Annotated in this window: 17 protein-coding genes; 11 read left to right on the forward strand and 6 right to left on the reverse strand. The window is 62.0% G+C overall.

The genetic code is table 11. The features are described from left to right. Positions 1 to 16 precede the first annotated feature (16 nt). Complete coding sequence (locus RAN89_RS14995) at positions 17 to 871, reverse strand: SirB1 family protein (protein ID WP_313867052.1); 855 nt, start codon at positions 869 to 871, stop codon at positions 17 to 19. A 15-nt stretch (positions 872 to 886) separates the two neighbouring features. Then, positions 887 to 2,506, reverse strand: a complete 1,620-nt coding sequence (gene murJ, locus RAN89_RS15000; RefSeq protein WP_313869411.1) for a murein biosynthesis integral membrane protein MurJ — start codon at positions 2,504 to 2,506, stop codon at positions 887 to 889. Between the two features lie 48 nt (positions 2,507 to 2,554). Here murJ and RAN89_RS15005 point away from each other — a divergent pair, with 48 nt between their 5' ends. Beyond that, entirely contained in the window at positions 2,555 to 3,856 is a 1,302-nt protein-coding gene (locus RAN89_RS15005) for a GGDEF domain-containing response regulator (protein WP_313867053.1), read from the forward strand. Positions 3,857 to 3,923: 67 nt separating this feature from the next. After that, positions 3,924 to 4,223, forward strand: a complete 300-nt coding sequence (gene rpsT, locus RAN89_RS15010; protein ID WP_087494412.1) for a 30S ribosomal protein S20 — start codon at positions 3,924 to 3,926, stop codon at positions 4,221 to 4,223. 123 nt (positions 4,224 to 4,346) lie between these two features. On the opposite strand, the gene RAN89_RS15015 is transcribed toward rpsT, so the two are convergent. Further along, on the reverse strand, positions 4,347 to 4,685 hold the full coding sequence (locus tag RAN89_RS15015) for a DUF3579 domain-containing protein (protein ID WP_313867054.1): 339 nt from the start codon (positions 4,683 to 4,685) through the stop codon (positions 4,347 to 4,349). A gap of 243 nt (positions 4,686 to 4,928) precedes the next feature. Here RAN89_RS15015 and RAN89_RS15020 point away from each other — a divergent pair, with 243 nt between their 5' ends. The 3 genes from RAN89_RS15020 to RAN89_RS15030 are packed head-to-tail and all read left to right on the forward strand — an operon-like array spanning position 4,929 to position 7,432. Continuing rightward, entirely contained in the window at positions 4,929 to 6,146 is a 1,218-nt protein-coding gene (locus RAN89_RS15020; protein WP_313867055.1) for an aspartate aminotransferase family protein, read from the forward strand. Continuing rightward, the gene (gene argF / locus RAN89_RS15025; protein ID WP_313867056.1) at positions 6,143 to 7,114 is read left to right on the forward strand and encodes an ornithine carbamoyltransferase; all 972 of its coding nucleotides are present in this window, start codon (positions 6,143 to 6,145) and stop codon (positions 7,112 to 7,114) included. The genes RAN89_RS15020 and argF overlap by 4 nt, the downstream gene beginning before the upstream one ends. A gap of 6 nt (positions 7,115 to 7,120) precedes the next feature. Then, positions 7,121 to 7,432: a YkgJ family cysteine cluster protein gene (locus RAN89_RS15030; RefSeq protein WP_313867057.1), complete on the forward strand. Its 312-nt coding sequence runs from the start codon at positions 7,121 to 7,123 to the stop codon at positions 7,430 to 7,432. Between the two features lie 4 nt (positions 7,433 to 7,436). On the opposite strand, the gene RAN89_RS15035 is transcribed toward RAN89_RS15030, so the two are convergent. Next, positions 7,437 to 7,931: a hypothetical protein gene (locus RAN89_RS15035; RefSeq protein WP_313867058.1), complete on the reverse strand. Its 495-nt coding sequence runs from the start codon at positions 7,929 to 7,931 to the stop codon at positions 7,437 to 7,439. 56 nt (positions 7,932 to 7,987) lie between these two features. Next, positions 7,988 to 8,464 (reverse strand): Lrp/AsnC family transcriptional regulator, encoded by a 477-nt coding sequence (locus RAN89_RS15040; RefSeq protein WP_313867059.1) that lies wholly within the window; start codon positions 8,462 to 8,464, stop codon positions 7,988 to 7,990. A 122-nt stretch (positions 8,465 to 8,586) separates the two neighbouring features. Here RAN89_RS15040 and kynU point away from each other — a divergent pair, with 122 nt between their 5' ends. Together kynU and kynA are read left to right on the forward strand one after the other, a co-directional pair. Then, positions 8,587 to 9,927, forward strand: coding sequence for a kynureninase (gene kynU / locus RAN89_RS15045; protein WP_313867060.1), 1,341 nt, complete (start codon positions 8,587 to 8,589; stop codon positions 9,925 to 9,927). Positions 9,928 to 10,042: 115 nt separating this feature from the next. Next, entirely contained in the window at positions 10,043 to 10,882 is an 840-nt protein-coding gene (kynA, locus tag RAN89_RS15050; protein ID WP_313867061.1) for a tryptophan 2,3-dioxygenase, read from the forward strand. A gap of 81 nt (positions 10,883 to 10,963) precedes the next feature. Here the strand turns inward: kynA and RAN89_RS15055 are convergent, their stop codons facing one another. Continuing rightward, entirely contained in the window at positions 10,964 to 11,470 is a 507-nt protein-coding gene (locus tag RAN89_RS15055; protein WP_313867062.1) for a DinB family protein, read from the reverse strand. Positions 11,471 to 11,610: 140 nt separating this feature from the next. Between RAN89_RS15055 and RAN89_RS15060 the strand changes: the two genes are divergently transcribed. The 4 genes from RAN89_RS15060 (at position 11,611) to RAN89_RS15075 (ending at position 14,185) form a co-directional block, all read left to right on the forward strand. Continuing rightward, on the forward strand, positions 11,611 to 11,958 hold the full coding sequence (locus RAN89_RS15060; RefSeq protein ID WP_313867063.1) for an NIPSNAP family protein: 348 nt from the start codon (positions 11,611 to 11,613) through the stop codon (positions 11,956 to 11,958). Further along, complete coding sequence (locus RAN89_RS15065; RefSeq protein ID WP_313867064.1) at positions 11,955 to 12,332, forward strand: antibiotic biosynthesis monooxygenase family protein; 378 nt, start codon at positions 11,955 to 11,957, stop codon at positions 12,330 to 12,332. The genes RAN89_RS15060 and RAN89_RS15065 overlap by 4 nt, the downstream gene beginning before the upstream one ends. After that, positions 12,329 to 13,051, forward strand: a complete 723-nt coding sequence (locus tag RAN89_RS15070) for an ArsR/SmtB family transcription factor (RefSeq protein WP_313867065.1) — start codon at positions 12,329 to 12,331, stop codon at positions 13,049 to 13,051. The genes RAN89_RS15065 and RAN89_RS15070 overlap by 4 nt, the downstream gene beginning before the upstream one ends. A 93-nt stretch (positions 13,052 to 13,144) precedes the next feature. Next, a complete protein-coding gene (locus RAN89_RS15075) occupies positions 13,145 to 14,185 on the forward strand; it encodes a zinc-dependent alcohol dehydrogenase family protein (RefSeq protein WP_313867066.1) in 1,041 nt (346 codons plus the stop codon). Positions 14,186 to 14,191 lie beyond the last annotated feature (6 nt).

Raw genomic sequence — 14,191 nt, forward strand, 5'->3', positions numbered from 1 at the left:
CGTCAGGCAGGGACTCTCAAAGACCGGTTTGTGTCCGGATGGCTTTGACCTGATCGACCACCTGGTCCACATCGACGACTTTGTCGGCATGCTCCAAATAGAGTTCCAGGTCCGCCAAGGCTTCGCGGTGGTGCCCGAGTTCTGCATGGGCGAGGCCGCGATCCCGGTACTCAGACCAGGACTCCGGCAGCAGCACGACCAAGCGCTCTTGCACCGCCAACAAGCGCTGCCAGTCCTGCTGGGATCGGTAGATTTCCTTGAGGTTGCGCAGCATGCGGGCCACGATATCCCGCGGAGTGGCAGATTGCAGGTACAAGCCCAAAGGTGCTTCAAACTCATCCACCAACCCGCTACGACGGCGGTAGGGTTCCAGCAACTCGGACAATTCTTCCCGGCTGAGTGACCGGCCGGACATAGGGTCAATCACCGCCTGCCCCATGGGCAGGCTGACCTTCACCATGAAGTGCCCGGGGAAACTCACTCCTTGCGCATCCAGGTTCAGGCCCTGGGCCAGTTCCATCCACAGCACGGCCAAAGAAATCGGAATACCCCGGCGGGTGCGCAGCATGACCGGCACAAAACTGTTGTCCGGGTCGTAATAGTTGTTGACGTTGCCGGCGAAGCCGAGATCGGTAAAGAAAAACTGGTTCAGCACCCGCACCCGTTGCAGGGCAGACGCATCGTCGGCCAAGCGCCGGCGCACGCGGGCCAATAGCTGATCCACCTCGCCCAAACTGGCTTGAAGGTCGAGATCGGGGTATTCATCCTGCGCCAGCGAGAGCGCGGCTTCAAACAACGCAAAGTCGTCGTCGTCCTGCACCAGGCTGGCGAAATACTCCAATGGAGAAGGTAGGGACATATCCAGCTTCATGGCTCACCTCCCGGTTCAGCGCCGCAAAAACTGGCGCACATTCAGACCCGCTGCCCACAAGGCGCCGAAATACACCACCCCGGCACCACCCATCAACAAAGTCAACCAGCCGATACGCAGCCATGGCTGGGCGCGAAGCGCCACCCAGTCCACCAGACCTGCGGCCCACAACAAGTACACCACCAGGACCGCAGCCGCGGCAAGCACCTGAAGCAAAAACCGTCCCCAACCTGCCAGCGGCTGAAAACTGCCCCGACGCATCAAGCCTACCAACAGCCAACCTGCATTCAGCATGGCACCCAAGCTGATAGACAAAGACAAGCCGGCCTGTTTAAAGATGGGCACCAGTGCCAGATTCATCAGCTGAGTGGCAATGAGCACCACCACGGCAATCCGGACAGGGGTTTTGATGTCTTGGCTTGCGTAATAGCCGGGGGCCAACACTTTGATGGCCACAATGCCCACCAAACCAGCGCCCCATCCCATCAGCGCCCACGTCGTTTGCTGCACATCGGTGGCCGAAAACGCACCATAGTGGTAAAGCACCGACACGATAGGCTTGGAAAACGTGAGCAAGCCGATGGAACACGGCACCGCCAACAACACCACAATCCGCAGACCCCAGTCGAGCAAGGCGGAATAGCCGGCGGCATCGTCCTTGGCGCGGGCACCGGCCAGCTGCGGCATCAGCACCACGCCCAGTGCCACACCCAGCATGGCGGTGGGGAACTCCATCAAGCGGTCTGCGTAGGTCAACCAGCTCACGCTGCCCGTGGGCAAGTGGGAGGCAATCTGGGTGTTGATCAGCAAGGAAATCTGGGCCACGCTCACCCCCAACAGGGCCGGCAGCATGAGCTTGCCGATACGCCGGGTTTCCGGGTCGGCCATGGCCTCGCGCAGGGCCGTCACCGTCAGCCCGAAGCGCGGCAACATGCCGATACGGTTCAGGGCGGGAATCTGCACCAGCAGCTGGAGCAAACCACCCACCATGACACCCACCGCCATCGCGTAAATCGGTTGAATGCCTTGCTCCCGGAACCAGGGCACCAGCAGCCAGGCAGCCGCGATGGAACTGATATTGAGCAGTACCGGCGTTGCGGCGGGAACCGCAAAGCGCTTCCAGGTATTGAGCACGCCGGACGACAAAGCCACGAGCGACATGAAGCCGATGTAGGGGAACATGAAGCGCGTCATGAACACCGCAGCATCGTATCCGGCGGGGTCTTTTTGCAAGCCACTGGCCATGGCCCAAACGAGCAAGGGGGCTGCGGCTACCCCGACCATGCACGTAAGCACCAAGGCGCAGGCCAACAAGCTGGCGACCTTGTCCACCAACAACTTGGTGGATTCCTCACCGTCCCGTGCCTTGCTGGCCGCCAGCACTGGTACAAAAGCTTGGCTGAAAGCCCCTTCGGCAAACAGGCGTCTGAACAGGTTGGGAATGCGGAATGCGACGTTGAATGCGTCCGTCATGGCACTGGCCCCGAAGGCTGCCGCCACCAACAACTCACGCGCCAGGCCGGTCACCCGGGAGGCCAGTGTCCAGAGAGACACCGTAGATACAGATTTGATAAGGCTCACCGGCGGGAGTGTAGCCGCCGCCAAGGAAAACCCGATGAAATGCAGCGGGGCCATCCATTTCATGATGGAATATGCGCCCGTGTGCGGAGCCCAGGAATTGCCATGAACACCAAATTACGCTACTCGGACCGGGGCCAACGCCCGTCGGCACCCCAAGGCGCCCGCCGCCACGTGTTGATCATCGAAGACCAACGTTCCCTCTCAGAAATGCTGGCCAGCCTGCTGCAAGCCAACTGGCAATGCCCGACACTGATTGCCGCCACCTTCACCGAAGCCCGGCAGCTCCTGGACACCCGCGCCGATGAAATATTTGCCGCAGTGTGCGATGTGAACCTGCCGGACGCCCCCTACGGGGAAGTCATTGATCTCGTGGCGGCCCAGCACATCCCTGCCATTGCGCTGACGGGCACCATCACCAATGACATTCGCCAGATGATGATGCAGGGGCAGATCGTGGATTACGTACTTAAAAAAGGCCTGCCGTCTTTTGACTATGTGGTGCAGTGGGTCGGCCGGCTGCTGCGCAATACAGGCCTGAAAGTGCTAGTGGCCGACGACTCACCCTCTTCGCTGGAAATCATCCGTCGCATGCTGGGCATGCAGGGTCTGAATGTCCAGGTGGCCCACAACGGGCGCGAGGCCCTTGCCGCCCTGCAGGCACAACCCGACATCAAACTGGTCCTGGTGGACTACAACATGCCCTTGGTAGACGGCTTTGAGTTCGTCATGGAGGCCCGCCGGATGATGGGTAAGGAGCGCTTGGCCATCATCGGAATCTCGGGGGAGGATCACTCGGACATTTCCGCCCGCTTCCTCAAGCACGGGGCAAACGACTTCATCTCCAAACCCTACTCGTTTGAAGAGATGACCTGCCGGGTGAACCAGAACCTGGAAATGCTGGAGCTGATGGACAACCTCCACCACCTGGCCAATGTGGACGAACTGACGGGCCTGTACAACCGGCGGTTTTTCTTTGAGCAAGGATACCTGCGTCATCAGCAAGCCCACAGACAAGGTCACCCGGTCGTGGTGGCCATGTTGGACATCGACCACTTCAAGTCCATCAATGACCAATACGGCCATGCCCATGGCGACAAAGTGATCCGCCATGTCGCCAGTTGCCTGCTCAAACATTTTCCAGACACCCTGGTAGCCCGCATCGGAGGGGAAGAATTTGCCATGCTGTGCGACCAGCAGGCCCTGCCCGCCATGCGCGATCGCCTGGAGACATTCCGGGAAGCTCTGCCACGCCACAGCAGCGAGGATGCGCCGGCCGGCGTGCCGATCAGCATCAGCATAGGGGTGCACGGCGGCCACCATCCTGAGATGAATGCCCTGCTGCGCGCAGCGGACAAGCGCCTGTACGAAGCCAAAGCCAACGGACGGAACCGTCTGGAGGGGTAGTTCCAGTACTCCGGTATATAATCATCGGCTTTGCTGACAACATCCTCCAACACAAGGAATATTAATCATGGCATCTGGTAAACCCAAGAAAAAGAACCCGCGCCTGGCGTCGGGCCGTAAACGCGTCCGTCAGGACATCAAAATCAATGCAGCAAACACTTCTTTGCGTTCCAAGTACCGCACTGCGGTGAAGAACGTGGAAAAGGCAGTTGTGGCCGGTGACAAGACCAAAGCCGCAGAATTGTTTGCCAAGATGCAAGCCGTGGTGGACACTGTGGCTGACAAGGGCATCTTCCACAAGAACAAGGCAGCACGCGACAAGAGCCGTTTGGCTTCCAAGGTGAAAGCCTTGGCACTCGCAGCCTAATCATTTAGGCAATCGCACGGACTTTGGCAACAAGGTTCGCCGTTTGTTAGGGTGCGCTGTCAGCAAAAGCAAAAAAGCCGTTCAACTGAACGGCTTTTTTGTTTCTGTCGTCAGGACAAAAAATTATTCGGGAGATGCCGGACGGGCGGCGGGCGCAGCAGGCGCCTCAGGGCGGGTCTCACTGACCTGCAGCTCGTTGTCACGGGCGAAGTTGAGGCAGAAATCCCAAGCCATGACGTCATAGTCCCGCAAGTCGGGGTGCACGATGACGCATTTCACCTGCCCGATCGAGGTGGGCACGCACCAGGGCGAATAGCCGAGGTGGCTGCCACGAGTGGCGCCACCGGGGCGGAACTGGCTCATCACACCGGCCAGACGCTCCGCCCAGTCACTGGGGCGAAAGGTCTTGCCTTGCCGCGTGATTCCCAGGATGTAGAGTTCTTTTGGAGGAGTGGTGGCCATCAGTACGTGCGAAATTTCGGGGTGCACGCCGCACCATGAAAAGCAGGTGCTGCGCCGCACAAGAATTCTACCCGCTCCGCTGTCATGGAGATGACAAACCAGCTATGCGCATGCGCATCAGTGTGATGTGGATTTGTCACGAAACCGCCATGCCCAGTGCGCCTAAAATCAGGCTTCAACGGCCCGACTGGCCTTTGCAGCAGTCGGGCCGATCTGTTTTGTAGCCAACCCCGGAGTTATGACATGACCGCCGCCACCGTTACCACGCCGTCTTCACCCCACGTGATGAACACCTACGGCCGACTGCCCATCGCCCTGAGCCATGGACAAGGCTGCCGCGTGTGGGACGTGAACGGCAAGGAATACTTGGACGCCCTGGGCGGCATCGCCGTCAACACCCTGGGCCACAACCACCCCCAGCTCGTGCCCGCGCTGCAGGATCAGCTGACCAAGCTGATCCACACCTCCAACTACTACCACATCCCCCTGCAGGAAGATCTCGCCAAACTGCTGGTAGAGCGCTCGGGCATGAGCAATGTGTTCTTCTGTTCCACCGGCCTGGAAGCCAACGAGGCCGCCCTCAAGCTGGCCCGCAAGTTCGGCCATGACAAAGGCATCGAACGCCCCGAGGTTGTGGTGTATGAAAAAGCGTTCCACGGCCGCTCCATCGCCACCCTGAGCGCCACCGGCAACCCCAAGGTGCAAGCCGGTTTCGGCCCGCTGGTGGAAGGCTTTATCCGCGTGCCGGTCAACAACATAGCCGCACTCAAAGCAGCCACCGAAGGCAACCCGAATGTGGTGGCCGTGTTTTTTGAAGCCATCCAGGGCGAAGGCGGCGTGAACCCCATGCACATGGACTACCTGCGCGACGTGCGCGCCCTGTGCGACCAGCGCGACTGGCTGTTGATGATTGACGAAGTGCAGTGCGGCATGGGCCGCACCGGCAAGTGGTTTGCCCACCAGTGGGCGGGCATTAAGCCCGACGTGATGCCCCTGGCCAAGGGCCTGGGCTCCGGCGTGCCGGTGGGCGCTGTGGTGGTGGGCCCCAAAGCCGCCACCATCTTCCAACCCGGCAACCACGGCTCCACCTTCGGCGGCAACCCGCTGTCCATGCGCGCCGGGGTCGAAACCATCCGCATCATGGAAGCGGAAGGTCTGCTGGCCAATGCCGAGAAGGTGGGCGCCCACCTGAAAGCAGGCCTGGAAGCCGCCCTCAAAGCTGAAATTGCCAATGGCGGCGTGAAAGAAGTGCGCGGCCAAGGCCTGATGATGGGCGTGGACCTGTCCAAGCCCTGCGGCGCCCTGGTGCAACGCGCCGCTGACGCCGGCCTGCTGATCAGCGTGACGGCTGACAGCGTGGTCCGTCTGGTGCCCCCCCTGATCTTGAGCGTGGCCGAGGCCGACGAGATCGTCGCCATCCTCGCGCCCCTGATTGCTGCCTTTTTGAAAGAAACCGCATGAGCCTCTCCAGCAACGCCGTCCCCAGCACCCTGCCCCAAGGCGCGCCGCCCGTGCGGCACTACCTGCAGTTCGACGACTTCAGCGCCGACGAGTACGCCTACCTGCTGGAGCGCGCGGCCTTTATCAAGCGCAAGTTCAAGACCTTTGAGCGCCACCACACCCTGGTGGATCGCACGCTGGCCATGATTTTCGAGAAGGCCTCCACCCGCACCCGCGTGAGCTTTGAAGCGGGCATGTACCAACTGGGCGGCAGCGTGGTGCACCTGACCACCGGCGACAGCCAGCTCGGCCGCTCTGAGCCGATTGAGGACAGCGCCAAGGTCATCAGCCGCATGACCGACATCGTGATGATCCGCACCTACGAGCAAACCAAGCTGCAGGCTTTTGCCGCCAACTCGCGCGTGCCCGTCATCAACGGCCTGACCAACGAATTCCACCCCTGCCAGATCCTGGCGGACATCTTCACCTACATCGAGCACCGCGGCCCCATCCAGGGCAAGACTGTGACCTGGGTGGGTGACGGTAACAACATGGCCAACACCTGGCTGCAGGCCGCCGCCAAGCTGGGCTTCCACCTGCGCGTGTCCACCCCCAGCGGCTATGAAGTCAATGAAAAATTGGCTGCCAGCGCCGGTGGAATGGGCGCGGGCAGCTATAAAACCTATAGCGACCCGATGGAAGCCTGCCAGGATGCCGACCTGATCACCACCGATGTGTGGACCAGCATGGGCTTCGAGGCCGAGAACGAAGTCCGCCGCAAGGCCTTTGCCGCCTGGTGCGTGGACCGCAAGATGATGGCGGTGGCCGCACCCGACGCCATCTTCATGCACTGCCTGCCCGCCCACCGTGGCGAAGAGGTAGAAGCCGAAGTCATCGACGGCCCGCAAAGCGTGGTCTGGGATGAAGCTGAAAACCGCATGCACGTGCAGAAGGCGCTGATGGAGTACCTGCTGCTCGGCAAGCTCTGAACGCACATGTCAGCCTGCACCTCCTGCGGTGCTTGCTGCGCGTGCTTCCGGGTGGAGTTTTCGGTCTACGAGATGGACTTGGCCGGTGGCACCGTGCCTGCCAGCTTGGCGCACGAGCTCAATGGCAACACTTGGCGCATGAATGGCACGGGTGCGGTGCCGATTCGCTGCACGGCGCTTACCAGCACGGTGGGTGAACAGGTGGGCTGCAGCATTTACCCTTTGCGCCCTGCCCCCTGCCACGAACTGACCGAGGGCAGCGAAGCCTGCGCACGTGCACGCAGCAAGCTCGGGCTCCCCGCCCTGGGAACGCATTAGCGCCTTAGCGCATCAGGTCTTCAATCGCATCCACCACCATGCTGGTGCCGATGGCGATCAGCAAAATGTCATTGGCCACCCGCACGTATTTGTAGCCAGCAGGCGGCAATCCGATACGCACCGATATGTCACGCGGCACCGGATAGAACACCACATCTCTCGGGAGCGGCTGACCACGGGACCACTTCTTGGCCTGGCCGGGTGGCTGGCAGCCGTTGTTCTTCTTGGCCAAGCCGGGCGGGCATTTTCCTTGGGCCTGCTGGGTGCCGTAATAGTCTTGTGCAGCGCGGCGTTGGTCATCGCCAAAGTAGCCGCCGATACGAATCTCTACCGAGCCGCCTTGCTGGTTTTGGGCATGGGATTCCTCCTCGTGTTTGCCCTTGCCTTTGCCGGCCCACTCGGGTTTGCCGGCCCATGCGGTGCAACTCACAACAGAGAAAACCAAGCCCAGAGTTGTGGCCCGAGCCCATGCGCGGACCACAGGTGAACGATGTGTCATGACGAATCCTTATGTGTTGGCAGTGGGTTCACTGTGAATGACATGGTAAACGTACCCTAGTCCAAGGGCACCGGCAAATCGGCCATCTGGCCCTTGAATTCTTGTAACGAGAAGTGCGACTGCACCTGCCGCACCCCCGGCAAGCGGTGCAGCTTGCGTTGCAACAGCTCGGAATAGTGGTCCAGGTCGCGGGCCACCAGCCCCACCAAAAAGTCCGCCTGCCCCGAGATGGCGTGGAACTGCACCACCTCCGGAATCTCGGACACCGCCTGCACAAAGGCTTGCGACGAAGCTTCGTTCTGGTGGTCAATGCCGATCAACACAAAGGCCAGCACGCTGTAGCCCAGCGCCCGGCGGTCCAGCGCAGCGTGGTAGCCCTTGATGGTGCCAGTCTCTTCAAGCTGCTTGACGCGCCGCCAGGTGGGCGACTGCGACAAATGGGCCACCTGCGCCAGCTCGCCAGAGGTCAGGCGCGCGTTGTCTTGCAAAGCCCGCAGCAGCAGACGGTCGGCTTTATCGGTGACTTGCTGCATAAGTTTTTCTCCAAACTCGATTCAAAGACTAACTTAGTCTATTTTTTGAATAGAGACGATTAGATATCAACATTTCAACCACCTCAACACATAATTTCCCCATCCAACAATCCATCCACACCATGTCCACTCCCCTCACCCTGAACGACTGCCGCGCCCGTGATGCGGCCGACACCTTGCGCCCGCTGCGCGACCTGTTCGACATTCCCGAAGGCGTGATCTACCTCGACGGCAACTCGCTGGGCGTGATGCCCAAGACGGCCGCTGCGCGCGCTGCTGAAGTCGTCACCCAGGAATGGGGCCAAGGCCTGAACCGTTCCTGGAACACGGCCGGCTGGTTCAGCATGCCGCAGCGCCTAGGCAACCGCATCGCCCCTCTGATCGGTGCCGACGCGGATGAAGTGGTGGCCACCGACAGCACCTCCATCAACCTGTTCAAGGTGCTGTCTGCTGCCCTGTCGATCACCGCGCAGGACGCGCCTGAACGCAAGCTCATCGTGAGCGAGCGCAGCAACTTCCCCACCGACCTCTACATCGCCGAAGGCCTGTGCAAAGAGCGCGGCTACACGCTGAAGCTGGTGGAGCCCGAAGAGATTGCCGCCGCACTCACCGCCGACGTGGCCGTGCTGATGTTGACGCACGTGAACTACCGCACCGGCGCCATGCACGACATGCCCGCCGTAACCGCTGCGGCCCACGCCGCCGGTGCTTTGATGATCTGGGACCTAGCGCACAGCGCGGGCGCCGTGCCGGTCACGCTCAAGGCATCGGGCGCCGACTTCAAGGAATCAGGATCATCAAAATCTGCCGATTTTGCTGTCGGCTGCGGCTACAAGTACCTGAACGGCGGCCCCGGCGCACCGGCCTTTGTGTGGGTGCACCCCAAGCACGCCGACCGCTTCTGGCAGCCCCTGGCCGGCTGGTGGGGCCACGCAGCACCTTTCGCTTTCACACCTGATTACCAACCCGCCCCCGGCATCACCCGCTACCTGTGCGGGACCCAGCCCATCGTCAGCATGTCGCTCCTGGGCTGCGGTCTGGACGGCTTTGAGGCGGCCGAAAAACTGGGCGGCATGGCGGCCCTGCGCGCCAAATCACTGGCGCTGACCGACCTGTTTATCCAGCTCGTGGAAGAGCGCTGCCAAGGCTATGGCCTGGGCTTGGCCACCCCGCGCGATCACGCCCAGCGGGGCTCACAGGTGTGCCTGACCCGTGAGCACGCTGCTGGTGGCGACTTGGGCTCCGGCGCCTTTGCCATCGTGCAAGCGCTGATCGCGCGGGGTGTGATTGGCGACTACCGCGCGGGCGATGGCGGCATCCACAAAGATATCTTGCGCTTCGGGTTTACGCCGCTGTACATCGGGTTTGAAGATGTGTGGAATGCGGTGGAGCATTTGCGCCAAGTGCTGGAGAGTGGAGAGTGGCAAAAGCCTGAGTTCAACCGCAAGCATGCGGTGACCTGACATTGGTTTGCGCTTGCACGAGGCGGCCGGGCGGCACAGGCCGGGGCCTCATCAGACCCTTCGGGTCAGCAAATCGGCCCCAACCTGCGCCCCCCGTCTACCTCTTGAGTTGCTTATGAACCCTACCGAAAAAATCGTCGCCGAAGAAAAGGCCCAGCTCGACTTCAGCAAGACCATGAGCTATGGCGACTACCTGCAGATCGACGCCATCCTGTCGGCGCAAAAGCCGCTGTCCCCCACGCACGACGAGCTGCTCTTCATCATCCAACACCAGACCAGCGAGCTGTGGATGAAGCTCATGCTGCATGAGCTGACGGCTGCCATACGCCGCATCGCACAGGACGACCTGCCACCCGCTTTCAAGATGCTGGCGCGTGTCAGCAAAATCATGGAGCAGCTGGTGCACGCCTGGGACGTGCTGGCCACCATGACCCCACCCGAGTACACCGCCATGCGGCCCTACCTGGGACAGAGCAGCGGGTTCCAGAGCTTTCAGTACCGGTGCATTGAGTTTTCGCTGGGCAACAAAAACGCCGCCATGCTCAAGCCCCACGCCCATGCGCCCGAACGGCTGGCGCTGGTGCAAGCGGCGTATGAAGCGCCGTCTTTGTACGACGAAGCGCTCCAACTCATGGCCCGCCGTGGCATCGCCGTGCCTGCCAGCCACCTGCAGCGCGACTGGACCCAGCCCTACACCGCCAGCCCCGAAGTGGAAGCCGCCTGGCTGCAGGTCTACCGCGACCCCAAGGCCCACTGGGACCTGTACCAACTGGCCGAGGAGCTGACCGACCTGGAAGACGCCTTCCGCCTCTGGCGTTTCCGCCACGTCACCACCGTGGAGCGCGTCATCGGCTTCAAGCGTGGCACCGGTGGCACCGGCGGCGTGAGCTACTTGCGCAAGATGCTGGACGTGGTGCTGTTCCCCGAGATCTGGACGCTGCGAACTGCGCTCTAGGCCAGTTGCAAGCCAAATGGGCTGCTAGCGCACGTGGAATATTCGCTAGCAGCTATCAAATCAATAGCGATCCATGGATGGTCAAGCGGGCTGGCGCCGTGCCGGCTCGCGCTGGTGCAAAAACTTGGTGAGCAAGTCGCGCGGCGGCGCCATGCCTATGCCCTTGAGCACCTGCCCCACATTGCCACGGTGGTACGAGCCGTGCGCCAACACGTGGAAGAGCATCTCCTCGCGCGTCATGCGGCCGGCATCCCCATCAGTAAACTGAAAGCTCAGGCTCTCGGCCAGTGCAGCTTCACCCAGCCCCGCCACATAGGCCTCAAACCAGTGGTCCGTCTCGGCAGCGGCGAACTGCAAGTCACCCAACGCGGGCGTGTCGTCGGTATTGGTCTGTGTGTAGCCATGCACCTCGCCCAACAAGTGCGCGCGGAAGATTCGGTCCACCACGTAGATGTGGTTCAGCGTGCGGGTGGCCGTGTGCAGCGGTTCGGCATGCTGCACCGCGTCCACCAGATGCATGGCATCAAACAACTCGGCATTGGCCCACGTCTTCTGGGCGAACAGGGTTTTGAGAGTGGCGAGGGACATGGCGGGCTTTGGGGTGGGGTGGCTGTGGGGTGGATGATTATCGTGGAGGGGGACGTTGTGCCCTCATTTCGTCACACACCAAAGCATCCCCAAGACTCCTACCCCAAACTCCTTTTCATCACCACACAGAAGGAGCCGCCATGACTATCACCTGCTTCATCCGCTACGAAATCGACCCGTTCCAGAAAGGCCAATTCACGGCCTACGCCAACAACTGGGCCCGCATCATTCCCCGCCTGGGTGGGCATTTGCTGGGCTACTTTGCGCCGCACGAGGGTAGCAACTACGAGGCGTGGGGGCTGATTTCCTTCCCCAGTCTGGCGGCGTATGAGGCTTACCGCCAGCGCCTGCGTGCGGATGACGAGGCTATTGCCAACTTTGCGTTTGCGCAGCGCGAGCGCTTCATCCTCAAAGAAGAACGCACCTTCCCCCAGCCGGTGCCCGCGAGTTACCTGCAATCGCCCACGGGTTATCTGGAGGCCGCATGATTGCCGTGCTGTTTGAAGTGACACCCCTGCCCGGGCAAGAGACGCGTTACTTTGACATCGCCACCACGCTGCGCGAGCACCTGCAAACCATCGACGGCTTTGAGTCGGTAGAGCGGTTTGAAAGCCTGACGCGGCCCGGTACCTATTTGTCTTTGAGCTACTGGCGCGACGAAGCCGCTGTGCGCGCCTGGCGCAACCAGGCCGACCACCGCACCGGGCAGGCCGAGGGGCGAGGGGCCGTGTTTGCCGACTACCGCATCCGTGTGGCGCAGGTGCTGCGCGACTACACTCAAACGCAGCGTGACGAGGCGCCCCACGATTCCAACGCGGCACTGCTGACGCCCCCTCACAGCCCACATCACCCACCTGCATGACTTCCCCTTCCCCCGCCCCGTTTGAACCCCGGCTGGCCAGCATGGCCGCCGTGATTGCCGACGCCACGCGTGCGCGCATGCTCAGCTACCTGCTGGCAGGCGACTACGCCAGCGCGGGCGAGCTGGCGCGGGCTGCATCGGTATCGCCAGCCACGGCCAGCGGGCACCTGGGCAAGCTGATGGTGGCCGAGCTGCTGGTGTGCGAGCAGCGCGGGCGACACCGCTACTACAAGTTGGCCGACGACGAGGTGGCCCACGCGCTGGAGGCACTGGCGCTGATGGCCGAGCGCCGCACCCACACCGCCACCTGGGCCAACCCCACGCGCCAGCGGCTGCGCTTTGCCCGCTGCTGCTACGGGCACCTGGCGGGGCAACTGGGCGTGGAGATGTTTTCGCAGCTGCTGTCCAAAGAATGGCTGAGCCCCGTGGGCGATGGCTACCTGCTCACCGCGCAGGGCAAGGCCTCTCTGAGTACGCTGGGCTTTGCTGTGGACGGCATGGACAACGCCAAGCCGTCCGCCCCCACCCGCGTGGCCTACCGCTGCCTCGATTGGTCCGAACGCCGTGACCACATGGCGGGCAAACTACCCAAGGCGTTGCTGGCTCACTGCCTGCAACAAGGCTGGCTGCGCCGCCATGAGGGCGAACGCGCGCTGGAGGTCACGCCGCTGGGGCGCAAGCACCTGGCGGGCTTGCTGCCTTCGGTCAACGCCTTATGAATGAAATTGGCCTCTCGCGCACACCGTATGTGCGCAAGCAGCTATTCATTTGATAGCATGTGAGTTCTCCCCAAGCCCCCACAAGGACCCCCCATGCAAGCCGTTGTCTACGAAGCCTTCTCCGCCCCACCCCGTCTGCAAACCGTGCCGGACCCGACACCCGAGACGCATGGCGTGGTCGTCAAGGTGCAGGCCACGGGCGTATGCCGCAGTGACTGGCATGGCTGGGTGGGGCATGACACCGACATCGTGCTGCCCCACGTGCCCGGCCACGAGCTGGCAGGCACAGTGGAAGCCGTGGGCAAAGACGTGACCCGCTGGAAGGTGGGCGACCGCGTCACCGTACCCTTCGTGGGCGGCTGCGGCAGTTGCCCGGAGTGCCACTCCGGCAACCAGCAGGTGTGCGAAAAGCAGTTCCAGCCCGGGTTCACGCACTGGGGTTCGTTCGCGCAATACGTGTCCATTCACAAGGCAGACCTGAACCTCGTGGCTCTGCCCGAGACGCTGGACTTTGCCACCGCCGCCAGCCTGGGCTGCCGCTTTGTGACCTCCTTCCGCGCGGTGGTCGATCAGGGCAAGACCTCTGCGGGCCAATGGGTGGCGGTGCACGGCTGTGGCGGCGTGGGACTGTCAGCCATCATGATTGCCCACGCGGTGGGCGCCAATGTGGTGGCCATCGACATCTCGGAAGACAAGCTCTCCATGGCGCGTGCCATGGGTGCAGTGGCCACGGTCAATGCCACCCAGGTGGCCAACGTGGTGGAAGCGGTGATGGAGATCACAAAAGGCGGCGCCCATGTGTCGCTGGATGCGCTGGGCCACCCCACCACCTGCTTCAACTCCATCAGCAATCTGCGCCGACGGGGCAAACACATTCAGGTGGGGTTGATGTTGGCCGAGAACAGCACGCCGGCCATTCCCATGGCCAAGGTCATCGCCCATGAGCTGGAGATTCTGGGCAGCCACGGCATGCAGGCCCACCGCTACGGTGCCATGCTGGATATGGTGCGCACCGGCAAGCTGGCGCCTGAAAAGCTGGTGGGCAAAAAGATCAACCTGCAACAGTCGATCGATGCGCTGATGAACATGGACAAGTTCGAGGTGGCCGGCGTGACCGTGATCACCGAGTTCTGAAGCGCC

This window comes from Rhodoferax mekongensis (assembly GCF_032191775.1).
GTDB lineage: Bacteria > Pseudomonadota > Gammaproteobacteria > Burkholderiales > Burkholderiaceae_C > Allorhodoferax > Allorhodoferax mekongensis.